Origin of the sequence: Altererythrobacter sp. H2, from assembly GCF_035319885.1 — a bacterium.
GTDB lineage: Bacteria > Pseudomonadota > Alphaproteobacteria > Sphingomonadales > Sphingomonadaceae > 34-65-8.
The window spans coordinates 1517217-1542277 of sequence record NZ_CP141285.1 but is presented as its reverse complement, the minus strand read 5'-3'; the positions used below and the strand labels follow the sequence as shown (position 1 = coordinate 1542277).

Annotated in this window: 25 protein-coding genes and 1 other RNA gene; 14 read left to right on the top strand and 12 right to left on the bottom strand. The window is 65.8% G+C overall.

Translation table 11 applies throughout. The features are described 5' to 3' along the window. Window positions 1-123 precede the first annotated feature (123 nt). The 4 genes from U4960_RS07900 to U4960_RS07885 all read left to right on the top strand — a co-directional run bounded on the left by U4960_RS07900 (window position 124) and on the right by U4960_RS07885 (window position 4056). Complete coding sequence (locus U4960_RS07900) at window positions 124-1332, top strand: hydrolase (protein WP_324262993.1); 1209 nt, start codon at window positions 124-126, stop codon at window positions 1330-1332. After that, window positions 1329-2345, top strand: coding sequence for an arginine N-succinyltransferase (locus U4960_RS07895; RefSeq protein ID WP_324262992.1), 1017 nt, complete (start codon window positions 1329-1331; stop codon window positions 2343-2345). The genes U4960_RS07900 and U4960_RS07895 overlap by 4 nt, the downstream gene beginning before the upstream one ends. Window positions 2346-2433: 88 nt before the next feature. Then, window positions 2434-3684 carry an N-succinylarginine dihydrolase gene (locus U4960_RS07890; RefSeq protein WP_324263080.1) on the top strand — a complete coding sequence of 417 codons (1251 nt, stop codon included), beginning with the start codon at window positions 2434-2436 and terminating at the stop codon, window positions 3682-3684. 120 nt (window positions 3685-3804) lie between these two features. Then, the gene (locus U4960_RS07885; RefSeq protein WP_324262991.1) at window positions 3805-4056 is read left to right on the top strand and encodes a hypothetical protein; all 252 of its coding nucleotides are present in this window, start codon (window positions 3805-3807) and stop codon (window positions 4054-4056) included. A gap of 187 nt (window positions 4057-4243) precedes the next feature. Here U4960_RS07885 and ssrA read toward each other — a convergent pair. After that, window positions 4244-4589, bottom strand: a transfer-messenger RNA (tmRNA) gene (gene ssrA, locus U4960_RS07880). A 15-nt stretch (window positions 4590-4604) separates the two neighbouring features. Further along, on the bottom strand, window positions 4605-5021 hold the full coding sequence (mscL, locus tag U4960_RS07875) for a large conductance mechanosensitive channel protein MscL (protein ID WP_324262990.1): 417 nt from the start codon (window positions 5019-5021) through the stop codon (window positions 4605-4607). 170 nt (window positions 5022-5191) lie between these two features. Between mscL and U4960_RS07870 the strand changes: the two genes are divergently transcribed. From U4960_RS07870 to U4960_RS07850, 5 genes are read left to right on the top strand one after another with little or no spacing between them, the layout of a single operon-like run. Beyond that, complete coding sequence (locus U4960_RS07870) at window positions 5192-5821, top strand: LemA family protein (RefSeq protein ID WP_324262989.1); 630 nt, start codon at window positions 5192-5194, stop codon at window positions 5819-5821. 1 nt (window position 5822) lies between these two features. Then, window positions 5823-6665 (top strand): TPM domain-containing protein, encoded by an 843-nt coding sequence (locus U4960_RS07865; protein WP_324262988.1) that lies wholly within the window; start codon window positions 5823-5825, stop codon window positions 6663-6665. 4 nt (window positions 6666-6669) lie between these two features. Continuing rightward, window positions 6670-7344, top strand: a complete 675-nt coding sequence (locus tag U4960_RS07860; RefSeq protein ID WP_324262987.1) for a TPM domain-containing protein — start codon at window positions 6670-6672, stop codon at window positions 7342-7344. 9 nt (window positions 7345-7353) lie between these two features. After that, a complete protein-coding gene (locus U4960_RS07855) occupies window positions 7354-7893 on the top strand; it encodes an NUDIX hydrolase (protein ID WP_324262986.1) in 540 nt (179 codons plus the stop codon). A gap of 16 nt (window positions 7894-7909) precedes the next feature. After that, on the top strand, window positions 7910-8704 hold the full coding sequence (locus U4960_RS07850; protein WP_324262985.1) for an SDR family oxidoreductase: 795 nt from the start codon (window positions 7910-7912) through the stop codon (window positions 8702-8704). A 63-nt stretch (window positions 8705-8767) separates the two neighbouring features. Here the strand turns inward: U4960_RS07850 and U4960_RS07845 are convergent, their stop codons facing one another. Then, window positions 8768-8956 carry a PspC domain-containing protein gene (locus tag U4960_RS07845; protein ID WP_416379110.1) on the bottom strand — a complete coding sequence of 63 codons (189 nt, stop codon included), beginning with the start codon at window positions 8954-8956 and terminating at the stop codon, window positions 8768-8770. A gap of 23 nt (window positions 8957-8979) precedes the next feature. After that, window positions 8980-9342 (bottom strand): hypothetical protein, encoded by a 363-nt coding sequence (locus U4960_RS07840; RefSeq protein WP_324262983.1) that lies wholly within the window; start codon window positions 9340-9342, stop codon window positions 8980-8982. On the opposite strand from U4960_RS07840, the gene recF reads away from it, so the two are divergent. Next, window positions 9341-10426 carry a DNA replication/repair protein RecF gene (recF, locus tag U4960_RS07835; protein WP_324262982.1) on the top strand — a complete coding sequence of 362 codons (1086 nt, stop codon included), beginning with the start codon at window positions 9341-9343 and terminating at the stop codon, window positions 10424-10426. The genes U4960_RS07840 and recF overlap by 2 nt on opposite strands. An 8-nt stretch (window positions 10427-10434) precedes the next feature. On the opposite strand, the gene U4960_RS07830 is transcribed toward recF, so the two are convergent. Further along, on the bottom strand, window positions 10435-11127 hold the full coding sequence (locus U4960_RS07830) for an arylesterase (protein WP_324262981.1): 693 nt from the start codon (window positions 11125-11127) through the stop codon (window positions 10435-10437). A gap of 47 nt (window positions 11128-11174) precedes the next feature. Here U4960_RS07830 and U4960_RS07825 point away from each other — a divergent pair, with 47 nt between their 5' ends. Both U4960_RS07825 and U4960_RS07820 read left to right on the top strand, forming a co-directional pair. After that, window positions 11175-11864: an ABC transporter ATP-binding protein gene (locus tag U4960_RS07825; protein WP_324262980.1), complete on the top strand. Its 690-nt coding sequence runs from the start codon at window positions 11175-11177 to the stop codon at window positions 11862-11864. Beyond that, the gene (locus U4960_RS07820) at window positions 11861-14386 is read left to right on the top strand and encodes an ABC transporter permease (RefSeq protein WP_324262979.1); all 2526 of its coding nucleotides are present in this window, start codon (window positions 11861-11863) and stop codon (window positions 14384-14386) included. Before U4960_RS07825 ends, U4960_RS07820 begins: the two co-directional genes overlap by 4 nt. A gap of 2 nt (window positions 14387-14388) precedes the next feature. Here the strand turns inward: U4960_RS07820 and U4960_RS07815 are convergent, their stop codons facing one another. The 3 genes from U4960_RS07815 to U4960_RS07805 all read right to left on the bottom strand — a co-directional run bounded on the left by U4960_RS07815 (window position 14389) and on the right by U4960_RS07805 (window position 18033). Next, entirely contained in the window at window positions 14389-14835 is a 447-nt protein-coding gene (locus U4960_RS07815) for a DUF805 domain-containing protein (RefSeq protein WP_324262978.1), read from the bottom strand. 106 nt (window positions 14836-14941) lie between these two features. Then, window positions 14942-15331: a DUF805 domain-containing protein gene (locus U4960_RS07810; RefSeq protein ID WP_324262977.1), complete on the bottom strand. Its 390-nt coding sequence runs from the start codon at window positions 15329-15331 to the stop codon at window positions 14942-14944. A 134-nt stretch (window positions 15332-15465) separates the two neighbouring features. Further along, window positions 15466-18033, bottom strand: a complete 2568-nt coding sequence (locus U4960_RS07805) for a TonB-dependent receptor (protein ID WP_324262976.1) — start codon at window positions 18031-18033, stop codon at window positions 15466-15468. 242 nt (window positions 18034-18275) lie between these two features. Here U4960_RS07805 and typA point away from each other — a divergent pair, with 242 nt between their 5' ends. Further along, complete coding sequence (gene typA, locus U4960_RS07800; RefSeq protein WP_324262975.1) at window positions 18276-20120, top strand: translational GTPase TypA; 1845 nt, start codon at window positions 18276-18278, stop codon at window positions 20118-20120. A 541-nt stretch (window positions 20121-20661) separates the two neighbouring features. Here the strand turns inward: typA and U4960_RS07795 are convergent. Continuing rightward, entirely contained in the window at window positions 20662-21462 is an 801-nt protein-coding gene (locus tag U4960_RS07795) for an outer membrane protein assembly factor BamD (protein ID WP_324262974.1), read from the bottom strand. Window positions 21463-21564: 102 nt separating this feature from the next. After that, a complete protein-coding gene (locus U4960_RS07790; RefSeq protein ID WP_324262973.1) occupies window positions 21565-22122 on the bottom strand; it encodes a cytochrome b in 558 nt (185 codons plus the stop codon). Window positions 22123-22222: 100 nt separating this feature from the next. Here U4960_RS07790 and U4960_RS07785 point away from each other — a divergent pair, with 100 nt between their 5' ends. Further along, the gene (locus tag U4960_RS07785) at window positions 22223-22891 is read left to right on the top strand and encodes a prolyl hydroxylase family protein (protein ID WP_324262972.1); all 669 of its coding nucleotides are present in this window, start codon (window positions 22223-22225) and stop codon (window positions 22889-22891) included. A 3-nt stretch (window positions 22892-22894) separates the two neighbouring features. Here U4960_RS07785 and U4960_RS07780 read toward each other — a convergent pair whose 3' ends face one another. Together U4960_RS07780 and U4960_RS07775 are read right to left on the bottom strand one after the other, a co-directional pair. Further along, on the bottom strand, window positions 22895-23422 hold the full coding sequence (locus tag U4960_RS07780; protein WP_324262971.1) for a DUF1003 domain-containing protein: 528 nt from the start codon (window positions 23420-23422) through the stop codon (window positions 22895-22897). After that, a complete protein-coding gene (locus tag U4960_RS07775) occupies window positions 23419-25047 on the bottom strand; it encodes a lysine--tRNA ligase (RefSeq protein WP_324262970.1) in 1629 nt (542 codons plus the stop codon). Before U4960_RS07775 ends, U4960_RS07780 begins: the two co-directional genes overlap by 4 nt. Between the last annotated feature and the right edge of the window lie 14 nt (window positions 25048-25061).

Sequence of the window (25061 nt, the reverse complement as noted above, 5' to 3'; positions counted from 1 at the left end):
ATCGCAATGCCCGGGGAGGACGCGGCCCATATGGCCAAGCGACCTGTCGAATGCAACGCCCTTGCCTGACCCGATGCGGGCGGGGTTGGAACGTCGCCCGCCAGCGGCTAGAGCCGGTTGCCCATGAAACCGGATACCGACCCCGCCGCTCTTGCCGCATCCGTCGACCAGCCAGCCATGCTGGCGCAGGTGCAGGCGTGGAGCGCGGTCAACACCGGCACCGCCAATCTTGGCGGTCTGGCAACTTTCTCCGCCATGCTGGCCGAAGCCTTCGGCGCGCTGCCGGGGGAGCTTGAATACATCGATCCTGCCCCGGTCACCTCGGTCAATGGGGCCGGGCAGGAAGTGGAACAGGGATTCGGGCGCCACATCGTGCTGCGGGTCCGCCCCGAAGCAGAGCGCCGCCTGCTGCTGACCGGGCACATGGACACCGTGTTCCCCTCCGATCACCCCTTCCAGCAGCAGCGCTGGATTGACGAGGAGACCCTCAACGGCCCGGGCCTGGCCGACATGAAGGGCGGGATCGCGGTGATCCTCCACGCGCTCACAGCGTTCGAGCAGAGCCCGCAGGCGCACCGGCTGGGCTACGACGTGCTGCTCAATTCGGACGAGGAAACCGGCAGCCTCTCCTCCGCCCCGCTGATCGAGCGGCTGGCGCGGGGCAAGTATGCCGCGCTCACCTACGAACCCTCTGCCCTGCCAGACGGCACGCTGGCCCATGCCCGGGGCGGGAGCGGCAACTATTCGTTGATCATCACCGGCCGCTCTGCCCACGCGGGGCGCAACCCGCAGGACGGGCGCAACGCCATTGTCGCCGCCGCCGCGCTGACGCTGGGCCTCAAGCGTCTGGAAAGCACCGACTGCCCGGTCAACCCCGCCCGGATCGACGGTGGCGCGGCCAACAACGTGGTGCCCGATCATGCGGTTCTACGCTTCAACATCCGCCCGAAAAGCCCGGCTGCCGCCGAAGCGTTCGAGGCCGGGCTCGCCGCGCTGATCGGCGAAGTCCAGCAGGCGCACGAGGTCCACATCCACCGCCACGGCGGCGTCACCCGCCCGCCCAAGCCGGTCGACCGGCGCGCTCAGAAGCTGTTCGACCTGGTCCGGAATTGCGGCGCGCAGCTGGGCCAGACGATCGGCTGGCAGCCCAGCGGGGGCGTGTGCGACGGCAACAACATCGCCGCCTGCGGCATCCCCGTGGTCGACACCATGGGCGTGCGCGGCGGCGCGATCCATTCACCCGACGAGTACCTGATCGTGCCGTCGCTGGCCGAGCGCGCCGCCTTGAGCGCGCTTGTGCTCCAATCGCTTGCCCTGGGGGACCCGCTTTGACCTTTCGCCTGCGCGCGGCGCATTCCGACGATCTCGAGCCGCTCTACGAAATGGCCAAGCTGACCGGGGGCGGCTTCACCAATCTGCCGCCTGACCGCAAGGCGCTGGCCCGCAAGCTGGAGCGTGCCGCTGCCGCTTTCGAACGCGACGATGACCAACTGGGCGATGACCAGTTTGTGCTGGTGCTGGAGAACACCGAAACCGGTCACGTACGCGGCACCTGCCAGCTGATGTGCATGGTAGGGCAGCAGTGGCCGTTCTACTCCTATCGCAAGACCACGCTGACCCAGCATTCGCAGGAACTGGATCGCACGGTGCGGGCGGAAATGCTCAGCCTCGTCACGGATCTCGAAGGATCGAGCGAAGTCGGCGGCCTGTTCCTCCACCCCAACGAGCGCGCCGGGGGCCTCGGCCTGCTGCTGGCGCGCAGCCGCTACCTGTTCATCGCCATGCACCGTGCGCGTTTTGCCGACCGGGTACTGGCAGAGCTGCGCGGGATCATCGACGAGCGCGGCGGTTCTCCCTTCTGGGACGGGGTGGCAGGCCGCTTCTTCGGGATGAACTTCCAGGAAGCGGACTATTTCAACGCCATCAACGGCAACCAGTTCATCGCCGACCTGATGCCCAAGCATCCGGTCTATATCGCCATGCTGAATGACAGCGCGCGCGATGTGATCGGCGTGCCCCACCCCAATGGTCGCGCGGCGATGCGGATGCTGGAGAACGAGAACTTCGCCTACGAAGGCTACGTCGACATCTTTGATGGCGGCCCGACCATGCTGGCCCGCACCGACCGGGTGAAAAGCGTAGCTGAGGCGAAGCGCGCGACGATTGCCTCAACCGCCCTGGAGCGCGGCGAGAAGGCGCTTATCGCAACCGGCCGCCTCGCCACCTTCCGCGCCTGTTACGGCGCGCGCGAGCTGGCGCCTGACGGCACGGTGGCGATCGACGCCAGCACCGCCGAGCTTCTGGGTGTCAGCGAAGGCGAAGAGGTGTGGAGCGTTCTGCGGTAGCCACAAAGGCCCCGTTCGTGTCGAGCGAAGTCGAGACACGATGGCTGCACGGGTTCTCGACTTCGCTCGAACCGAACGGATGCTGGAAATGGGCTTAAGCGAGATCAACTTCGACGGCATCGTCGGCCCCAGCCACAACTATGCCGGGCTCAGCCTCGGCAACCTGGCCAGCGCCAGCCACAAGGGCGACCCGTCCTACCCGCGCGCGGCGGCGCTGCAGGGGCTGGCCAAAATGCGCCACAACATGGGACTCGGCCTGGCGCAGGGCTTTCTGCTGCCCCTGCCCCGCCCCAACGGCGACTTGCTCGCGCGGCTGGCAGTGGACGACACGGCAGAGCGCGCACTGCTCGCCGCCGCGTGGTCGGCCAGCAGCATGTGGACTGCTAATGCCGCCACCGTCAGCCCCGCGCCGGATACGGCCGACGGGCGCTGCCATCTGACCCCGGCGAACCTGTCCACCATGCTGCACCGCGCGCAGGAATGGCCCGACACCCGCCGTCAGCTCGCCATTGCCTTTGCCGACAAGCGCCATTTCGCGGTCCACGATGCAGTTCCCGGCAGTCTCGGCGATGAGGGCGCGGCCAACCACATGCGGCTGTGCGAAAGCCATGACGCCCCGGGGGTCGAAGTGTTCGTCTATGGCCGGCAGGGCGGCGAATTTCCCGCCCGCCAGCACGAGCAGGCCAGCCGTGCAGTCGCCCGCCTGCACGGGCTCGACCCGATGCGGACCGTGTTCATCGAGCAGAATCCGGCGGCCATTGCGGCCGGCGCCTTCCACAACGATGTGGTGGCCGTTGCCAACGGCACGGTGCTGTTCACCCACGAACTGGCCTTTGCCGACCAGCAGGGTGCCTATGAGACGATCAGCAAAGCCTTCCCGGGTCTGGAGGTAGTCGAAGTCCCCGCAAGCGCGGTGAGCCTGGAAGACGCGATCCGCAGCTACCTGTTCAACGCGCAACTGCTCACCCTGCCATCCGGCGAAATGGCGCTGGTGGTGCCGGAGGAATGCCACGACAACGCAGCCGTCTGGGCATGGTGCGAAGGGATGCTGGCAGGAAACGGCCCGATCCGGCAGGTAATCCCGGTCGACGTGCGCCAGTCGATGGCCAATGGCGGCGGCCCGGCCTGCCTGCGCCTGCGGGTGGTGGCCGATCCGGCAACAGTCGATCCGCGATTCCTCCTGAGCGAAGGCAAGGCCGAACTGATCGAGCGCGTCATCGCCTGGTCATGGCCGGAACAGATCGACCCGTCCGACATCGGGAACCCAGCCCTCGTCCGGACAGTTGTTGCTGCACGGAATGCGCTGCTGGCAGCGCTCGAATTGCAGGAACTGGGTTAACGCGCTTGCCCGCCCGTCGGCAGGGCTTACAATTGCCCTTGCGTTAACCACCGCAAAGCCCGCAAATTGCCCGTTGGCACGGGGCTTGCGGGTATAAGCGTTAACGGAGAGGGAGCGTTCATGCTGGGCAAAATGAGAAGGCTGTTCGTCATCAAGACGAAATGGGAAGCCTATCTCATCATCTATGCCCTCGCGCTCGGCGCGATGGACCGCGGCAGCCATTACCTGACGCAGTATCCCGGCTGGAGCGGCTGGCTGCTGATGGCCGCATGCAGCGGTGCAGTATTCCTCGGCGGCGCGAAGATCCTCGATGCACTCAGGTATGAACGGGAGCGGGCGGACTCTGCATCCGCGACCAACTCGGCCGCCTGACGCAATTCGACTTCCTTCCAGATTTGGCTGAGGGCGAGTCGAGAAGGGTTGGCCGCGAGAACCGGCGCGCAGCGACCATCAGGTCGTGAGCACCGGAAGCGCAGAGGACGCTCCTTCGCAGGCCGCCATCGGCCGAATGTGGTGGAAATCGGGTGGGGGATTCTGTTGCTAGGCTCCCCCGGGCCCCCGGTATCCGTTCTGTTGCCCGGTCGGTCCAACCGCGCTTTTTAGCTTTGTAATATCAGGGCGTTAGCCCATCAATTACGCGGCGATTGCGAGTGCTTCGTTATCGTTGGCACTTGTGGGTTGTGAGCCTTATGCGGGTTACTCAGCCCGGGCGAAAACAGTGCTTTTCAACACACGTCGATCCTGGTTCGGCCCCAGCATTTCCAGCGCGATACCGCCGGAGGTGGTGGAGCCGCCGGGTACTGCCCCCGGGTCCGCTGTGCCTATTGCACACTGCAGTTTATCGCCATAGCCCGCACGAATGCGGACACGACCTATATAGGCCGCGTCCGCTTAATGTGAAGTGACTAAGGTGGTTTGCGCTACTTCTTCAGCAGGTCACGGATCTCGGCCAGCAGGTCGACTTCGCTCGGCCCGGCCGGTGCCGCTTCGGGCTTGGCGATCAGTTTGTTGGCCTGGCGCACCAGCAGGAAGATCACGAAGGCCAGGATCACGAAGTTGATCACCGCCGTGATGAACGCGCCATAGCCGATCATCGCCGCCCCGGCTTCCTTCAGTGCAGCATAGTCGGTCATCGAACCGGTATAGCCGTCGGGCGCGCTGAGCAGGATAAACTTGGACGAGAAATCGACCCCGCCGAAAATCGCACCCACCAGCGGCATGATGATGTCAGCGGTCAGCGACGTGACGATGGTGCCGAAAGCCCCGCCGATAATCACTGCCACCGCCAGGTCGATCACGTTGCCGCGCGCGATGAAGGCCTTGAATTCAGACAGCATATGCAACCCCTTGTTGGTACGTATTTCCCGAAGACCCTGTGCCATCATGGCGTCACCCTGCCAAGCCGCATTGCGTACAACTCTCCTTGAATTGCATGCGCGCTGTGCTACCTGAGCAATACAGATGTTGCCGGAGCATTCCGCCCGGCCCCATGCGGAGAACTGTGTCGATGAACTGGAAATCCGTTCGCCGTTTCGGCCTTGTTGCCATTGCCTCGATCGGCCTGGCCGGCTGCGGCATCAATTCGGTGCCGACCAAGGAAGAATCGGCCAAGGCCCAGTGGGGCAATGTCGAGACTGCGCTGCAGCGCCGGGCAGACGTGATCCCCAACCTCGTTTCCGTGGTCCAGGCCGCGGCCATTTCGGAACAGAACATCCTGCAGGGCGTGATCGATGCCCGCGCCCGCGCAACCTCGATCAACATCACCACCGATGACCTGTCGAACCCCGAGGAATTCCAGCGCTTCAACGAGGCGCAGAACCAGCTGACCCAGGCTTTGGGCCAGTTGCGCACGGTGGTGGAAAACTACCCCCAGCTCGCCAGCCAGCCGCGCTTTGGTGACCTGATGGTGGCGATCGACGAGGCCAACAACCTGATCAACACCGAACGGGTCCGCTACAACGAGGCCGCGCGTGACTACAACACCGAGATCCGCACCTTTCCGGCCACCATTGCCGCAAACGTGATCTATGGTGCCGAGCCGCTCGAATACTTCGAGGCGGATGAAGCCAGCAAGGCCAACCCGACTGTGGACATGAGCGGGATCACCGGCGCGCAGCAGCCCGCTGCCGCCAACTGAGGTGACGCCTTTCCTCGCAAACCTGCGGGTCCTCCTGCTGGCACTGGCGGCGGCGCTCATGCCCGCCGCCGTGCTGGCGCAGGACTATCCTGCCCGCCCTGCCGGGCCGGTCTATGACGGGGCCGATATCCTTTCGCCTGAAACCGAGGCGGCCCTTGACCAGCGGCTGCGGGCCTACAACCAGGAAACCGGGCGGGCGATCATCGTGGCCACTGTGCCCGGGATCGACGGCGCGCCGATCGAACCCTACGCCACCGGGCTGTTCAGCGAATGGGGCATCGGCGGCGCGGCGCGCGACCAGGGCCTGCTTCTGCTGATTGCACGCGACGACCGCAGGCTGCGGATCGAGGTCGGCTACGGCCTCCACCCCTATTTCGGCGGGATCATGTCCGGCCGGGTGATCAACGACGTCATCACGCCGCGCTTCAAGGCGGGCGATTTCGATGGCGGGGTCACTGCCGGGATCGATGCGATTATTGAGCACCTCGCCCGCAGCCCGGCCGACGCCGCGGCCGTGGCGGAGGCGGCCGAGGCTGCGGCGGCGCAGGAATCGGCGGAAGGGGGCTTTCCCATCGGCGCCCTGTTCTGGGTCGCCATCCTGTTCTTCTTCTTCATCCTGCCCATGATCCGCGGCGGCAAGCGGCGGCGCTACCGCAGCGGCGTGGGCGGAGTGGTCGGCGACATCATCCTGTGGGAAGCAGGCAAGGCCATCATCGGCAGCATGTCCGATGGTGACAGCGGCGGCTGGGGCGGCGGCGGCGGCTTCGGTGGTGGTGGCGGCGGCGGATTTGGCGGCTTCGGCGGCGGCATGTCCGGCGGCGGCGGCGCGAGCGGAGGCTGGTAGAGCGATGCGCTATCTTGACGAAGCCGGGCACCGGATCGTGTCCGAAGCGGTTGCCGCAGCGGAAGAACACACCGCCGGCGAAATCGTGACCGTGCTGGCCGAGCGGACCGACGGCTACACCGATATCGTGCTCGCCTGGTCGGCACTGGCGGCCTTCACCGTGATGAGCCTGTTCGCCGCCCTGCCCGATCCCTTCCTTGACCTGTGGGACAGCCTGTTTGGCGGCTGGGGCCATGTCTGGAGCGTGGGCGAGCTTGCCAGCATGACCATTGCGCTGGGCATGATCGCCTTTGCCGTGACCTGTGCCCTGCTGTGGGGCGATGCCTTGCGTTTCGCCACCGTGCCCGGCCCGATCAGGACGGCGCGGGTCCATGCCCGCGCGGTCAAGCATTTCAAGGTCGGGGCTGAACGCCGCACCCATGGCCGCACCGGGGTGCTGATCTACCTCTCACTCAAGGAGCACCGCGCGGAAATCGTCGCTGACCAGGCGATCGGCACGCTCGTCCCCGCAGAGGTCTGGGGCGAGGCGATGGCCGACATGCTGGTCCACATCCGCGAGGGGCGCATTGCCGAAGGCATCGCAGCGGGCGTGCGCGATGTCGGCGTGGTTCTGGCGCAGCACTTCCCGCGCAGCGAAAACGACGTGAACGAGTTGCCGGACCGCCTGATCGAGGTCTAGGCACGACGGATGAACGCACCCGAATCCGACGAACCCGAAGAAATCATGTGGCAGGGGCGGTTCGTGACCGCCAAGCGCCGGGGCAGGTGGGAATACGCCAGCCGTTCGCGCGGCATCCGTGCCGCCGCGATCATCGCCATCGACGATGAAGGCTGCGTGCTGCTGGTCGAGCAGTTCCGCGTGCCTCTGGGCCGGATCAGCCTCGAGATCCCGGCCGGCCTGATCGGCGATGACGACGGCAAGGAGGGCGAATGCGCCGAAACCGCCGCCTTGCGCGAGCTTGAGGAAGAGACAGGCTACACCGCCGCAGAAATGGTCAGCCTGGGGGAATTCTATTCCAGCCCCGGCATGGTCAGCGAAGCCTTCACCCTGCTGCGGGCGCGAGGTCTGAGGAAAGTCGGCGAAGGTGGCGGCACCCCGGGCGAGAACATCACCGTCCACCGCGTGCCGCTGGCCGAACTGCCGCAATTTGTTGCGCAGTGGCGCGCGCGGGGCCATGCGGTCGACGTGCGGATCGCCATGCTGATGGCGCCGGGTTTTCTACAATAAGAACGGGAGAATGAGGATGTCAGTTTCGGGGCAAGGACGGTGTGCGGGCAAGCTGGCGCTGGTAACGGGCGCGGCGCAGGGCCTGGGCGCGGCGCATTCGCGGCGGCTGGCGGAAGAAGGGGCGCGGGTGCTGTGCACCGATATCAACGCCAGCGGCGCCGCCAGCACAGCTGAGGCAATCAACCAGATGTTCGGCAGCGGCACGGCCTATGCCATCGGGCACGATGTGACCAGTGCGGCGGACTGGGAGAAGGCGGTAGACGCCGCTCGTGACCACCTTGGCGGGCTCAGCGTGCTGGTCAACAATGCGGGGATCGGCGTCGCAGGCAATATCGAGACCTGCAAGTTCGAGGACTGGAAGCGCTGCTTCGCGGTCAATGTCGATTCGATCTTCCACGGCTGCCAGAAGGCCCTGCCGCTGATGCGCGAACACGCGCCGGGATCGATCATCAACATTTCCAGCATTGCTGGACTGATCGCCAGCGACACGATGCCGGCCTACAATTCATCCAAGGCGGCGGTGTGGATGCTGAGCAAGTCGATCGCGCTGCATTGCGCCAAGAACAACATGCGGATCCGCTGCAATTCGATCCATCCGACCTTTGTCGATACGCCGATCCTCGACGGGACGGCCAAGCACCACAACCTCGACAAGAGCGTGCTGCTCGAAAAGCTGGCGCGGCAGATTCCGCTCAGGTTCGTGGGCGAGCCGGACGACATCGCCAATGCGGTGGTCTATCTGGCCAGCGAGGAGAGCCGCTTCATGACCGGCGCTGAAATCAAGCTCGACGGCGGCATTTCCGCCATGTGATCGGGGGCGTGATCTGGGGCGTGATCTGGAAAAGGGGTGCGAGGGAGCCCCCCTGGGGCTCCCTCAGTCTGCGATCAGGGCGATCGCAAGGTAAACCAGGATCAGCGAACCGAACCCGATCACGGTTCCGGCAACGAAGCCGATCCGGACCAGCATCGGGTCGATCCCGAAGTAGTTGGCGATCCCGCCGCAGACGCCCCAGAGCTTGCCCTGGGCCTTGTCGAGACGGAAGCTTTTCGAAGGTACGCTCACGGCGGGTCGCTCCTGCAGGCCGGTCATGCGATCATCCCGGAACCGATCAGGTTCGGACTGGCGGGCACGATGGCAGCAGCAAAGAAGAAGGCCGAGAAGGCAAGCGAAGAGAGGGCGGCAACAACACGGCCACTCAGATTTTCGAACGCACGCATGGGGTAATTCCTTTCGTTTTGTCTGCCCGGCGGACCATTCCGCCAGACATGCACAGCTTTGCACGGGCCGTGCCAATTCACGAAAACGGCGGAATTCCGCCATTCCTGACCTGAATGCGCGCAATCGCGCTGTTCATTGATCCGAAAGGTTGGGATTTTTCCCCATCTGTTGGGAGCGGCAAAATGGAACTGGCGCAAGAAGGCCTGCCCTCCTATCGCCGCAGCAGCCATGGCGCTCGACCGGATCACCCTTTCCAGCTTTCGCAACCATCGTGAAACCGCGCTCGACGGTGCCCGGCATTTCAACCTGCTGGTCGGCGAGAACGGCGCGGGCAAGACCAATGTACTCGAGGCGATCTCGCTGCTGGCGCCCGGCCGCGGCCTGCGCCGCGCGGCACTGGGCGACCTCCCCCAGCTCGACGGATCTGGCGGGTTTTCGGTCGGCGCTTCGCTCGGCCAGGGTGACGGGGCCGAGGCCGTCCGGCTCGGCACCTATACCCGCGCTGACCAGCCCACCCGCCGCCGGGTGCAGGTCAACGGGGCCGAGACCAGCGCCAATGCGCTGGGCGAATGGCTTGCCCTCGGCTGGCTGACCCCGGCGATGGACCGGCTCTTTTCCGACAGCGCAGGTGCCCGCCGCCGCTTCCTTGACCGGATGGTGCTGGCGCTGGAGCCTGCCCACGCACACCACAGCGCCCGTTACGAGGCTGCCCTGCGCGAACGCAACCGGCTTCTGGCCGACGAACGCGAGCCCGATGCTGCCTGGCTGGACGGGGTGGAACGGCATCTTGGCCGTCATGGCGCGCTTATCGCCCAGGCTCGGGTGCGGACCGTCGCCGCGCTGGAATCCGAACTCGCCGCCCTGCCGCGTGAACCCTTCGCGGTGCCGCTGATTACACTCGAACCGGGTGGACCGCCCGATGAGGATGCGCTGAAAGCCGCGCTTGCGGTGAGCCGTCGCCGCGACCGGCAGGCTGCCCGGACACTGACCGGCCCGCACCGTGACGAATTGCTCGTCACTATGGCCGGCAAGGCCATGCCCGCCGCCGATTGCTCCACCGGGGAGCAGAAGGCCATGCTGATCGCGCTGACCCTAGCCCATGCGGCGCTGGCAGCGCGCGGGCGGCCGGGGGTGCTGCTGCTCGATGAAGTCGCCGCACACCTCGATCCGGTGCGCCGCGCGGCCCTGTTCGACCGGCTCCGTCAGGGCGCAGCGCAGGTCTGGATGACCGGCACCGAACTGGCTCCCTTTGCCGAGATCCGCGACGAGGCGGCGGTGTGGATGGTTGCAGCGGGCAAGGCCGAGCGGGCCTGAAGTCGGCCCTATTCCGTCACCGGCGGAAGCGCCCCGGCCACATCCTTCACCGTCGCGCCAACCAGCGCCTCGATCCCGTCCTCGGTCGGGTGAATCCGGTCCTGCTGGAACAACGCCTGGTCCTGATAGATCGATTCCAGCCAGAACGGCACGAAGGCCGTGCCATATTGCCTCGCCAGCTCCGGATAGAGCGCATCGAACGCCTGCTGGTATTCCGGGCCATAATTGGGCGGTGCGCGCATCCCCATCAGCAGTACCGGAATGTTGCGCTTTTTCAGCTCGTCCAGCATGGCGACGAAATTGGCCCGCGTTTCAGCCGGTGACAGGCCGCGCAGCAGGTCGTTGCCGCCCAGTTCGAGGATCACGAGGTCAGGCTTCGGGTCTTGCGCGTCAAGCGTGAACGCCAGCCGCTGCAGCCCGGCGGCGCTGGTATCGCCGGATACGCCGGCGTTGACCACCCGTGCATTGACCCCCTGCGCCCGCAAGGCGGCCTGAAGCCTGGCCGGATAACTGTCTTCCTGCGCCACGTTGTATCCGGCAAACAGGCTGTCACCGAACGCCAGCACATGGCGCTCCGGCCCCATCACCGGCTGCTCCGACGCTGCCGCCTCGGGAGGGGCAGGCTCGCTCTGCGGCGCACCGCCACCACAGGCGGAAAGGAACATCAGGGCGGGAACTATCGACAGACGGCACAACTGCATCGGCGAGCCTCCTTGCTCTTGCCCCCCAACTATGCCATCGCAGGCAGGTGACAAGCCCTTCCCCCGCGATTTCCGCCCGCAACCTCACCCTCACCCTCGGCAGCGATGCCGCGCCGGTGCAGATCCTGCGTGGTATCGACCTCGACATTGCCGACGGGTCGATCTGCGCCCTGCTCGGCCCATCCGGTTCCGGCAAAAGCTCGCTGATGGCGGTGCTGTCCGGCCTCGAACGGGCCAGCGGCGGCGCGCTTGATGTTGCCGGGGCTGATTTCTCGACCATGGACGAAGACCAGCTCGCCGCCGCCCGGCGCGGCCGGATCGGGATCGTGCTCCAGGCCTTTCACCTCCTGCCGACCATGACCGCGCTGGAAAACGTCGCCATGCCGATGGAGCTGGCCGGTGCCAGCGGCGCGCAGGAGCGGGCGCGGGAGGAACTCGTCGCGGTCGGGCTCGGCCACCGGCTCGGCCATTACCCCACCCAGCTTTCCGGCGGCGAGCAGCAGCGCGTCGCCATCGCCCGCGCCATCGCGCCGGGGCCGCGCCTGATTTTCGCTGACGAGCCGACCGGCAACCTCGACGTCGCCACCGGGCATGAAATCATCGAGCTGCTGTTTGCCCGCCGCGCGGAGACCGGGGCGACCCTGCTGGTCATCACCCACGACCCGGAGCTGGCGGCCCGGTGTGACCGGATCGTGACCATGGCTGACGGCCGAATCGCCAGCGATACCGCTGCATGAGCGAACCGCGCCTGTCGTGGAGCGCCGCCTGGCGCATTGCCCGGCGTGACCTGAACGCGCGGTTCAAGGGCCTGCGCCTGCTGCTTGTATGCCTGTTTCTCGGCACCGGGGCGCTGGCCGCGATCGGCACGCTGACCGGCGCAATCGAGAACGAGCTGGCCAACCGGGGGCAGGAACTGCTCGGCGGCGATCTGGAGGTCGAAGTCTGGCAGCGTGACCTCAACGATGAAGAGAAGGCCGCGCTCGCCGCCTATGGCACCCTGTCGGGCGGCACCCGGATGCAGGCGATGGCCCGCGCGGGCGACGAGGCCGCCCCGGTCGAACTCAAGGCGATTGACGAACGCTGGCCGCTCTACGGCACTGCCACGCTGACGGACGGCCGCGAAGTCGGGGCACCGCCCGCCGGGCAGGCCTGGGTCGGCCAGGGCGCGCTCGACCGGCTGGGCATCGCCGTGGGGGATCGGTTCCGGGTCGGCACCGCCGACCTCATCGTGGGCGGGGTCATCGGCAACGAGCCGGACCGCCTGTCGGAAGGATTTCAGCTCGGCCCGACAGTTATCGTCGCCGAGACGGTGCCCGCGCAGGCAGGTCTGACCGCTCCGGGCGCGCTCTACCAGAGCAAGTATCGCATCGCCTTCCCCGGCCCCCGCGATCCTGCCGAAGTGCAGGAAGAACTCGAGGAACGCTATCCCGATGCCGGGTTCGATTACCGCACCCGTGACCGCGCCTCTCCCGGGGCGGACCGCTTCGTCGGCCGGATGGGCGAATTCCTCACCCTCGTCGGCCTGGCTGCACTGGTGATCGCCGGGATTGGTATCGGCGGCGGGGTGTCATCCTATCTCGAAGCCCGGCGGACCAGCGTGGCGACGCTCAAGGTGCTGGGCGCGAGCAGCGGTGACATTGCCCGCATCTATGCCCTGCAGATCGGCGCGGCGGCGCTGGTCGGCACGCTGGCCGGGCTGATCGCCGGGGTGGCCGTCACACCGCTGCTGGGCATGGCGCTGGGCGATCTCCTGCCGGTCCAGACCGGGTTCGTGTTCGCGCCCGGCGCGCTGCTGCTGGCGGCAGCCTTCGGCCTGCTGGTGGCGCTGGTCTTTGCCGCTACCCCGCTGATCCGGGCGCGCAGCTTCCCGGCGATGGCGCTGATGCGCGCCCGGGTTGCGCCGCTGGCGCGTGACCGGCACGCCCTGCCCTGGGTCCTCGGCGGGCTGGGCCTGATCGTCCTCCTGGTGCTGGTGACATCGGACAACCCCTTGCTGGCAGGCGGATTCCTGGCCGGTGCGGCGGTGGTGCTGGGCCTGCTGGCGCTGCTGGGCTGGGGCCTGAGGCGGCTGGCGGGTGCCCTGCCCCGCCCGGCCAACCCGCTGCTGCGCAACGCGCTCGCCAACCTCCACCGGCCCGGCAGCCCGACCGGGGCGCTGGTCACCGCGCTCGGCTTCGGCCTCAGCGCGTTCGTGCTGCTCGCGGCGATCCAGAGCAGCATCAACGGCAATATCGAACGCAGCGTGCCGCAGCAGGCACCCGACTACTTCGTGCTCGACATCCCGCGTGACCGGGGGGACGATTTCGCCAACCTGGTGCGCGAACAGCACCCCGATGCGGCGATCAACATGGTGCCGACCCTGCGCGGCGCCATCCTCGCCTACGGCCCGCAGGACGCGATGATCCGCGTCTCCGAACTTGAGGAAATCCCTGACGGTGCCTGGCCCCTGCGCGGTGAGCGCGGCCTGTCCTATGCCGAGGAACTGCCGCCCGGCAGCAGCCTGACCGACGGCATGTGGTGGGGCCCGATGTACCAGGGCGAACCGCTCGTCTCGGTCGATGAGGAATTCGCCCGCGCGATCGACCTCAAGGTCGGCGATTACGTGACGGTCGGCATCCTGGGCGTGGAGCGAACTGCCAAGGTCGCCAGCCTGCGCCGGCTCGACTGGGAGAACATGGGCTTCAACTTCGTGCTGGTGTTCAGCCCCAACACCCTGCGCGATGCCCCGCACAACCTCACCGCCACGGTCGAACTGGGCTCCGGCGAGGAACCGGGCCCGGAACTTCTGCGCTCGCTGGTCCGCGCCTTCCCCTCGACCTCGGTGATCGAGGTCGGCGACGTGCTGGTGCAGGCGCAGACGATCCTCGGGCAAGTTGGCGTGGCAACGTTTGCGGCCGCCTCGGTAGCCGTGCTGGCAGGGCTGGCAGTGCTGGTCGGCGCGATTGCCGCTGCCCGCGCTGCACGCACCTATGACACAGTGGTGCTGCGGGTGCTGGGGGCGAGCCGACGGCAGATCCTGCTGATGCAGCTGGCCGAATATGGCCTGCTTGCAGCCATGCTCGCGGGCGTGGCGCTGGCGCTCGGCACGGGCCTCGCCTGGCTGGTCATCACCCAGCTGTTCGAGTTTGACTGGCTGCCGGACTGGGGCGAAATCCTCGCCGTGCTTGGCGGTGGGATCGCCTTCGTGCTGGTGTTCGCGCTGGCCGGGTCACTGCCCCTGTTGCGAGCCAAACCGGCGCAGGCACTGCGGGCGCTTTAGAGCTACTCGAACCAGTCGTCGAAGTTCACGCCTCGCGGATCGGGGCCGAAGGCGTTCGGACCCCTGTCTCCGGCGCGCAGCAGGTCCCACAGCATGAACAGCAGCCCGACATAGGGCAGGAACCAGCGCACCATGATCCACCCGCGATAGCCGCGATCGTGCAGCCGCCGGGTTGATACTGCCAGCCACGGCACGATACTCGCCAGGATGAACAGCAGGGTCGCGGCCACCGCCAGCTGGTCAGGCAGGCTGCCGTGCAACCCCTGCTCCGGGTCGGGCAAGCGCGCGCCTCCGGTCAGCACCCGGTGCAGGATGGCGATGCACACGATCACCAGCCACTGGAAGGCAATGAAGAGGAAGTAATCCCGCTGCCGCGCACGGCCGGAAAATGACCCGTAATTGCGGTAAGGCTCGGTCGCCAGCAGGAACAGGTCGTGCCATCGGCCCATCGGATTTGTCGCCAACTACTGGATCGCCTGAAGAAAAGGGGCCCCGCCGCAGCGGAGCCCCCGGATCCGGTTCCTTCAGCAGGCCTCAGCCCGCCGGAGATTGAACCTATTCGAAAACCGACGGGTCGCCCGCGCCCTTCGGATCAGGCCCGAACCGGTTGGGCCCCTTGGTCCCTTCGAGGAACATGAATACGAGCACGATCAGGCCACCGACAATCGGGATCAGGCCCAGCAGCACGAACCAGCCCGACTTGTCCTGATCGTGGAAACGCCTGACCTGGACCGCAATCCCGGGAATGATGATCCCGAGCACGAGCAACAGGGTCAGCGGGCCGTAGGTGCCGCCGATCGAGCCGCTCATGCCGAGTATTGCTTCGATGATGCTTGCCAGAATGGCGGCGATGATTACCCCCAGCACAAACATCCAGTATTCCTTGCGCCGCGAGCGGCCCGAGAAATCGGCATACCGCTTCAGCGGCATCAGCATCCATTCCATTGTTCAATCCCCCCTGGTTTGCTTCAGGGGTTGAAGACAACACATTGTAATCAGTTTGGCAAAAGAAAAGGGGCCCCGCCGCAGCGGAGCCCCTCTCTTCCTGTCCGGCCCGCTCTTGTCGAACGGGTTCGGGATCAGAACTTGTAGCGCACGATACCACCGTACGTGCGCGGCGCGCTGGGATAGCCCGAGACAGTGCCGGCCTGGGCCACGCCGTCAAACACGGTCAGGATATGCTGGTCGTTGAGCAGGTTGCGCGCCCATGCGCCCACTTCCAGCCCGTTTTCCAGCGCCAGCGTGATCGAGGCGTTGACCAGGTTCACTTCACGCTTGAAGTTGTTCGGGCCAGCGGTCGGCAAGCCGTTGGTGTTGATCAGCGTGTTGCTTTCGTGGCTGTAGTCCACGCGGCTGATCAGGCGATGGCCGGCATCGAATTCGTGCGTGTAGGTCGCCGAAGTGGCGAGGTTCCACTCGGGAATGCCGCCCGGACGCAGGCCGGTAAGGTCCCCGGTCGGGCTGTCCGTGAAGCTGTCGAACACCGGATCGAGGTAGGTCGCCGCGAAGGTGAACACCAGCGCATCGACCGGCTGGATCCGCGTATCGAGCTCGAAGCCCTTGACCGACTGCTTGCCCGCATTGTTGAGCTGGAAGCCGGTGCCGGTGAACAGGAAGCTCTGGAAGCCTTCAAGCGACTGGTCGAACAGCGCCAGGTTGACGCTGAGGCCGGGCCACTGGCCCTTCAGGCCCACTTCCCAGACCTTCGCTTCTTCCGGACCGGCAAAGCGCGATCCGGTGTTCAGGTTGGGAACCGCGATCCCGCCGTTGGTGATTGGCGAAGACGGGGCAAGGAAGTTCGACCGGCCCGGACCGGGCACGAAGTCCCCGAATATCGGGCGGCTGTCACGCGACAGGTTGATCGAACTCGCCTTGTAGCCGGTCGCATAGCTGATGTAGGCGTTGAGGTTGTTGTTGAGCTCGTAGGCTGCCCGCAGCGTGTAGGTGAACTTGTCATCCCGCGTCTTGCCGTCCTCGACCGCGTTGGGAATGGCAAGGAACGGCGGCTGGAACTGGAAGCCCGCCAGACCGAGGAACGGGTTGACCGCAGGGTTGGTTGCGGCAGCTGCCAGGGCAGCCTGCTGTGCGGCAGGCAGTGACTGGAACTGGGCCCGCGTGGTAATGGCACCACCGGTCAGGAAGCGGGTGATGAAGGCGTCGACCAGGTTGACGTTCGCCAGCTCGTCAAACGCCTGTCCGGCGAGCGCGAAGTCCTTCTTGTCGTCGGTGTAGTTGAACCCGGCGGTGAGGACGAGGCCATCGACCGGCTCGAAATCGACCGTGCCGAAGACCGACCACGACTGGTTGTCCATCGCGTAGACTTCCGAGGTCAGGGGACCGGTCGAGAAGACGCTGTTCTGTGCCAGCCCCAGCGCGCCTTCAACCGTGTTGAAGTTGAACGTGGGGTTGCCTGACAGGCCCCGGCCCAGCAGGGTGAAGAACGGCCGCGCCGCCGCGCCGACGTTCAGCTGGCTTGCCTGGTCAATCTTCTCGTCGAAGAAGAACCCGCCGAGCAGGAAGTTGAGCGGCCCGTCGAAGTCCGATGCAATGCGCAGCTCCTGGGTGAAGGTCTTGACCCGCTGGTCGCGAATTTCGCTGACGATGTCGGCGCTGGTGAAGTCGACATCCTGGTCAACGAAGTTCTTCAGCTTGCGATAAGCAGTGATCGAGGTCAGCGAAATCGGGCCGGTCGACCAGTTCACCTGGGCCGAGCCGCCGTAGTTGTCGACCTCGTTGCGCGGCACGCGGTTGAGGAAGGTGTCGTAGCTGAAGAAATCGGTGCTGAGCGCACCGCCCACGCCGAAAATGGCAGGCGCGGTCGGGCCGGCGACGAGGGTGCTGACGGCGCAGCAGGCTTCGTCGATCTTGGAGTAGTCCCCGATCAGGCGGATGCTGAGATCGTTGCTGGGCTCGATCAGCAGCTGGCCGCGTGCGGTCCAGCGGTTGCGGTCGTTGACGTCCTCATTGAGGTTGACGATCGTCGCGTAACCGTCCCGCTTGTTGTAGCTGCCGTCAACCGAGAAGGCGATTGTGTCGGTGATCGGGCCGGTCACGTCGCCCTTCAGGCGGATGTCGTTGTAGTTGCCGTAGCCGGCCTCGATGCTGCCGCCGAATTCGAACTGCGGTTCGCGGGTCACCACCGAGATGACGCCAGCCGAGGCGTTCTTGCCGAACAGGGTCGATTGCGGGCCGTTCAGCACTTCGATCCGCTGCACATTGGCAAGATCGTTGAGCGACGAGGCCGAGCGCGAGCGGAACACGCCGTCGATGAACACGCCGACCGAAGGCTCGATCCCGAAGTTGTTGTCGCCGTTGCCGAAGCCGCGGATGATGAAGGTGGAAGAGGAGGAGTTCTGCAACTGGCTGACGCGCAGCGACGGGGCCACCGTCTGCAGGTCCAGCACGTCGCGGATCTGCGCCTGCTCGATTGTCTCGCCCGAGGTGACCGACACCGAGATCGGGGTTTCCTGCAGGGTCTGTTCGCGCTTCGTCGCGGTGACGACGATCAGGTTGCCGTCAGCAACTTCTGCTTCGTCCTCACCAGCGTCCTGCGCCAGCGCGACAGACGGCATGGCGGCGACAGCAAAAGCGGCGCTCGCAAGCAACAGCCCGCGGCGGCCGGCAGAACCGGTCGATTGGAATTTCATGATAGCTCCTCATCCACGCGGCGCGGTTGAATTGTGGGAGTGGTCGCGCCGCCTGGGCCAGCAGATAGAGCGCGCAGGCATTGCCAGCAAGCAGCAATACGGCCGGATTCGCGGCCCTTTTGCCCGCTGTGGCGCGGCAGACACACCGCCGCCCTTGCCCCAAGCGCCCGGCTCGGCTATCGGGCCCGGCATTGTTGCGCTGCACAATTGCAGTCGCCCCCATACCGAAGGCCAGACCCCGCATGTCCGCGAATCTCCGCAACGTGGCGATCATCGCCCACGTCGACCACGGCAAGACCACTCTCGTCGATCAGCTTTTCCGCCAGTCCGGCACGTTCCGTGACAACCAGCGCGTGGAAGAGCGCGCGATGGATTCGAACGACCTGGAAAAGGAACGCGGGATCACGATTCTCGCCAAGTGCACCTCGGTCGAATGGGCCCCTCCGGGTGGCGGCGAAGCGACCCGCATCAACATCGTCGATACGCCCGGCCACGCCGACTTCGGCGGTGAGGTGGAGCGTATCCTGTCGATGGTCGACGGCGTGATCCTGCTGGTCGACAGCTCCGAAGGAGCCATGCCGCAGACCAAGTTCGTCACCGGCAAGGCGCTGGCGCTGGGCCTGCGCCCGATCGTGGTGGTCAACAAGATCGACCGGCCGGACGAGCGCATCCAGGAAGTGCTCGACGAAGTGTTCGACCTGTTCGTCAGCCTCGACGCCAATGACGACCAGCTCGACTTCCCGGTGCTCTATGCCTCGGGCCGCAACGGCTATGCCAATGCTGACCCCTCGCTTCGCGAAGGTACGCTGACCCCGCTGTTCGAGAAGATCGTCGAGCACGTGCCGCCGCCGGCCGCCGATTTCGATGGTCCGTTCAAGTTCCTGGTCACCCTGCTTGACCGCGACAATTTCCTCGGCCGCATCCTGACCGGCAAGGTCCAGTCGGGCACGGTCAAGGTCAACTCGCCGATCCACGCCCTCGATAACGATGGCAAGGTGGTCGAAACCGGCCGCGCCTCCAAGCTGCTCGCGTTCCGCGGGCTGGAGCGCATTCCGGTGGAGGAGGCCCGCGCGGGCGACATCGTGTCAATCGCCGGCCTTGCCGTGGCGACCGTGTCGAACACCATCGCGGACCCGACCGTGACCGAGCCGCTGCACGCCCAGCCGATCGATCCGCCGACGCTGTCGATGCGCTTTGCGGTGAACGATTCGCCGATGGCCGGACGCGAAGGCACCAAGGTGACCAGCCGCATGATCCGTGACCGGCTGGAGCGCGAGGCCGAATCCAACGTCGCCATCCGCGTCACCGAAAGCGCCGACAAGGACAGCTTCGAGGTTGCCGGGCGCGGCGAATTGCAGCTCGGCGTGCTGATCGAGACAATGCGGCGCGAAGGTTTCGAACTGGGCATCAGCCGCCCGCGGGTGCTGTTCCGCCAGGACGAGAACGGCCACCGCACCGAGCCGTACGAAACCGTCGTCATCGACGTGGACGACGAGCATTCGGGCACGGTGGTGGAGAAGATGGCCACCCGCAAGGGCGAGATGCTGGACATGCGCCCCAGCGGCGGCGGCAAGACCCGGATCACCTTCTCCGCGCCCAGCCGCGGCCTGATCGGCTATCACGGCGAATTCCTCAGCGACACCCGCGGCACCGGCATCATGAACCGCCTGTTCGAGAAGTACGGCCCCTACAAGGGCCCGATCGAAGGCCGCGCCAACGGCGTGCTGATCTCCAACGGTACGGGCGAAGCGGTGGGCTATGCGCTCAACATGCTGGAGGAACGCGGCGTGCTGTTCGTGCGTCCGCAGGAAAAGATCTACGAAGGCATGCTGATCGGCGAGAACGCCAAGCCGGACGATCTCGAAGTCAACCCGATGAAGTCCAAGCAGCTGACCAACTTCCGCTCCACCGGCAAGGATGATGCGATCCGCCTGACCCCGCCCCGGATCATGACGCTGGAACAGGCCATCGCCTATATCGACGATGACGAGATGGTCGAAGTGACCCCCAAGAGCATCCGCCTGCGCAAGGCCATCCTCGACCCGAACGAGCGCAAGAAAGCCAAGCGCAAGATGGAAACGGCGTAACGCAACCCTTCCCATCCCTCTCCCCTTCAGGGGAGAGGGAGGAGGCGCGCCAGCGCCGGAAGGAGAGGGGGGAGAACAGCCCCCGCAAGCGGGCGCTGCGCACGGAGCTTGCCCTAACTCGCCCGGTCGCGCGGCGCGCTATTCTAGTTGGTCAGTGCTGCCGACCTAGGTGGTCCGGTAAAGTGCACCGCGATATTTCGTTGTCTGGCAGCGGGATCAAGCGCGACCCTCTTGCCGGTGGCCGCATGATCGGCAGCTGATCCCGCCGCTGGCAAGCGCCGCGCGTTTTCCTACACCTCTCCCGCGCGCTATCGTGCGCGCCATGGCCCGGTTCCGCCCGCCCCTCTCCCGCTTCGCTGGTGCGCTAAAAACGCCCAAAGCGCGGGCGCGCGCCGGGCGGACTTTTTTGCTCCAGGACTGTGTAACAAGTGGTCCATGTCTCGGGGCTTGCCCTCGGCGAACCCTGCAGCGGGCAATCCCGAAGCGGGCAATCCCGCAGCGATCAGGAACCAGCGAGCCGCGGCGGGCGGCCCGGTGCCGCTCAGCTGGCGGTCACACCGGGGGCGTGGCGTTCGACCAGCTTGAACGCCTTCTCGTACCACTCGTTGCCGGGGTAGTTGGCGCCAAGCACTGCGGCGTACTTGACCGCTTCCTGCGGCACGCCGAGCGCCAGGTTGCTCTCGGTCAGCCGGTAGAGCGCTTCGGGCGCGTGGCTGGTGGTCTGGTACTGCTCGACCACGTTCTGGAAGCGCAGCTGGGCAGCCAGCCACTGGCCGGAACGGGCATAGTGACGGCCGATCTCCATCTCCTTGCCGGCGAGGTGATCGTTGACCAGGTCCAGCTTGATGCGCGCGTCAGAGGCATACTGGCTCTGCGGGAAGCGGCGCTCCACCTCGCGCAGGGACGTGCGGGCCTGTTCGGTGATTTTCTGGTCCCGGTGAATGTCGCTGATCTGCTCGTAGTAGCTGAGCGCGATCAGGTAGTAGGCGTATGGCGCGTCCTTGTTGCCCGGGTGGATCGAGAGGAACCGCTGCGAGCTGGCAATCGCCTTGTTGTAGTCCTGCGCCACGTAGTAGCTGAACGCGCTCATCAGCTGCGCGCGGCGGGCCCAGGGCGAATAGGGGTGCTGCCGCTCAACCTCGTCAAACAGGGCGGCGGCGAAGGTGGCATTGCCGCGGTCAAGCCGGCTCTTCGCCTCGGCGTAGAGCGTCTCCACATCACGCGCGACATAGGCGGTGTCTTCCGGGCCACCGTCGCTGCGGCCGGCACAGGCGGAGGTGAGGACGGTCACGCCTGCCAGGGCGGCAAGCATGACGGATCGGGGGGCAATGCGGGTGCTCATGGGAGGGCGTATAACCGCCCCCCTGCTGAACGCCAAGTGAAAGACAGCAGCTTGCCGGGGAATGGCGGCGCGGGTGCCGCCATGCCTCCTTCAGGGCTGCACTCAGGGGCGCGGCGTGCCGAAGGGCAGCATCCGGAACAGGTTGCCGTCTTTGTCGATCAGCGTGTGCTTGAGCGTGCCGAGTACGTGAACCACGATCAGGCCCAGCAGCACGGTACCGGCGGTGGCATGCTGCTCGAAGATCGCCTTCGCCCCGTCCGGATCGGCGGCGACCGGCAGCGGCGGTATCTCGACGATGCCCCACACGTTGATGGGGGAGCCATACTTGGACATCGCCAGCCATCCGGCCAGCGGCATGACCATCAGGAGGATGTAGAACAGGTAGTGGACGGTTCTGGCCAGCACCCGCTCCCACGGGGCATGGCCGGATTGCGGCGGCGGCACGCCCTTGCCCGCCCGCCAGGCAAAACGGAAGACGATCGCGAGGAAGATCAGCACGCCCAGCGCGAAGTGATTGCCCATCACCGCGCTGCGCGCTTCCTGGTTGGCGGCATGTTCGGCCGCCTCGGCAATGCGCCAGTTGGCGATGACCGCGATGGTGATGAACCAGTGCAGGCTCATCGCCACGCCGGAATATCGTGTCTCAGTCGACCGTGCCATGTACTTGCTCCCCGATTGTCCTCGGCGAAAGTCTAGCACCGGCAGGACAGGCCGCAACACCCATCTTGCCGGGCAATCCGGGGATGCTAGATGCCGGGGCATGGCAAAGATCGAACCGATTCCGGACAAGGCGGCACTCGCGCGGGTGGGAGAGCGCGTCCGCACCCGCCTGCAAGCCGACGAGCAGGTCTACCGGATCGAAAGCGATGTGGCCGAACTGTTCGCCATCGGTGACTTCCTCTCGCCGGACGAATGCAACCGCCTGATCGCCATGATCGATGCCGTCGCCGAGCCAAGCCCGCTTTACGACATGGACTATGCGGCGGGTTTCCGCACCTCATATTCCGGCAACCTGGACCCGGGCGATCCCTTCGTGGCCGGGATCTCGCGCCGGATTGACGATCTGCTCGGGCTGCCGGCGGAAGTGGGCGAAGCGGTCCAGGGCCAGCGCTACATGCCGGGTCAGCAGTTCAAGCCGCACAACGACTGGTTCTACACCACCGAGAAGTACTGGCAGATCGAGCGCAGGCGCGGCGGCCAGCGCAGCTGGACCGGAATGGTGTTCCTCAACGATGTGGAACAGGGTGGCGAGACGCATTTCGTCAACGTGGGAATCAAGATCCAGCCCCGGCAGGGCGTGCTGCTGGTGTGGAACAACGCCCTGCCGGACGGCTCGCCCAATGAAGGGACACTCCATGCCGGAACCCCGGTCGAGGCCGGGACCAAGTATGTCATCACCAAGTGGTACCGCACCCGCAAGTGGGGCTGAGCGTCAGGCCGGTGGTCTGCGTTCGAGCTTCGCCTCCAGCGAGGCAAGCTGGCGAAGAACCTTGTCGGTCTTGTGGGACAGGCGCACGATTTCCAGCTGGGCGCGCAGGTTGACCTCGTAGTCATGCCGGGCAGCGATGCGGTCCTTGGTGGCCTGCCGGTTCTGGCTCATCATGATGATGGGTGCCTGGACCGCAGCCAGCATCGACAGCATCAGGTTGAGGAAGATATACGGGTACCGGTCAAACGGTGCGATCCCGATCAGCGGGAGCAACCCGCTGTTGAGCACGACCCAGAGCACCAGCACCGCTGCAAAGACGGCAATGAAGGCCCAACTGCCGCCCACTGCCGCCACCCGGTCTGCCAGGCGCTGGCCGAAAGTGCTGCTCCGGTCAGCCAGTTCGCTGGCATCGAGCCCTGCCAGGCGCCCGCTTGCCACCCGTTCGAGCACCTTCTGTTCGTCCGGCCCCAGCTCGTCAAACTCGCGTTCGAGCAGCAGCCGGGCAAGCTCGTGGGGATTGGCTGCGTTCATGCCCGCGCCAGCGCCTCGGCAATGAGCTTGCGGCTGTTGGCGATACCATAAAGCGCGATGAAGCTGCCCATGCGCGGCCCCTGGTCGCTGCCGAGCAAGGTCTGATACAGCGCCTTGAACCAGTCACGCAGATTTTCGAACCCGAACTCCTCGCGCTTGCCGATTTCGTAGACCTGGGTCTGCAGGTCTTCGGCCGAGGTATCGGGCGATGCGGACGCCAGCCATTGATCGAGCGCCGAGAGCGCGGCGGCTTCATTGGCAGCAGGCGCGCGCTTTGACAGCGTTGGCGCTACGAAATCGCGGTTGTAAGCCAGCGCCGTGCCCACCAGGACATCGAGCTCCGGATGCCTGGCCGGGTCGGCATCCGGGATATAGTTGCCGAGGTACGACCAGACCTGTTCCCGGCTCGCATCTGCTCCCAGCACGCCCACCAGGTTCAGCAGCAGCCCGTAGGTCACCGGAAGCTGTTCCCCTGCACCCGGCGCTTCTGCAGCATCGAACCCGCCATTGGCGCGCAGCAGGTGCCAGGCGGGGTTCCCCAGCTGCTTGTCCAGCGCCTGCGTCGGCAAGGCAGCGCGGAACTGCCAGTAATCATCGACTGCGCGCGGGATCACGCCCGCGTGCAGCTGCTTGGCGCTCTTGGGATTGGGGAAAATGTAGAAACCCAGGCTCTCCTGCGAGCCATAGGTCAGCCATTGCTCGATCGTCAGGCCGTTGCCCTTGGACTTGGATATCTTTTCGCCGTTGGCATCGAGAAACAGCTCATAGATCAGCCCTTCGGGCTTGCGGCCGCCCAGAGCCTGCACGATCCGGCCCGATTGGGTGACGCTGTCGGTCAGATCCTTGCCGCACATCTCGTAATCCACGCCCAGCGCATACCAGCGCATGGCCCAGTCGACTTTCCATTGCAGCTTCGACATGCCGCCGAGCGCGGATTGCTCGACCACGGTGCCGTCTGCATCCGTGAAACGAACGATCCCGGCCTCCGCATCGACCACTTCGACCGGCACTTGCAGCACGACACCCGACGAAGGGCTGACCGGCAGCACCGGCGAATAGGTCTTGCGTCGTTCCTCCCGCAAGGTCGGGAGCATGATGTCGAGGATTGCCTGGTTCTGGCGCAGCACCTGCCGCAGCGCATCATCGAATGCGCCCGAGTTGTACTGGTCGCTCGAGGAGACGAATTCATACTCGAAGCCGAACTGGTCAAGGAAGGCGACCAGACGTGCGTTGTTATGGTGGGCGAAGCTCCGGTGCGTTCCGAACGGATCGGGAATGCGGGTCAGCGGCTTGCCGAGATTGGCCTCGAGCACGGCCTTGTTGGCGATATTGTCGGGCACCTTGCGCAGCCCGTCCATGTCGTCACTGAAGGCGACCAGCCGGGTCTTGCCATCTTCCGGCCGCGCGCCAATCATCGCCTCATAGGCGCGGCGGACCAGCGTGGTGCGCAGCACTTCCTGGAAAGTGCCGATATGGGGCAGGCCACTGGGGCCATAGCCGGTCTCGAACAGGACCGGCACATTGCCGGGCTTCCCGTCAGGATAGCGCTTGAGCAGTTTGCGCGCTTCTTCGAAGGGCCAGGCCTTGGACACGCGGGCGGCGGCGATCAGGTCTTCCATGGTCATGATGCAGTGGGCCT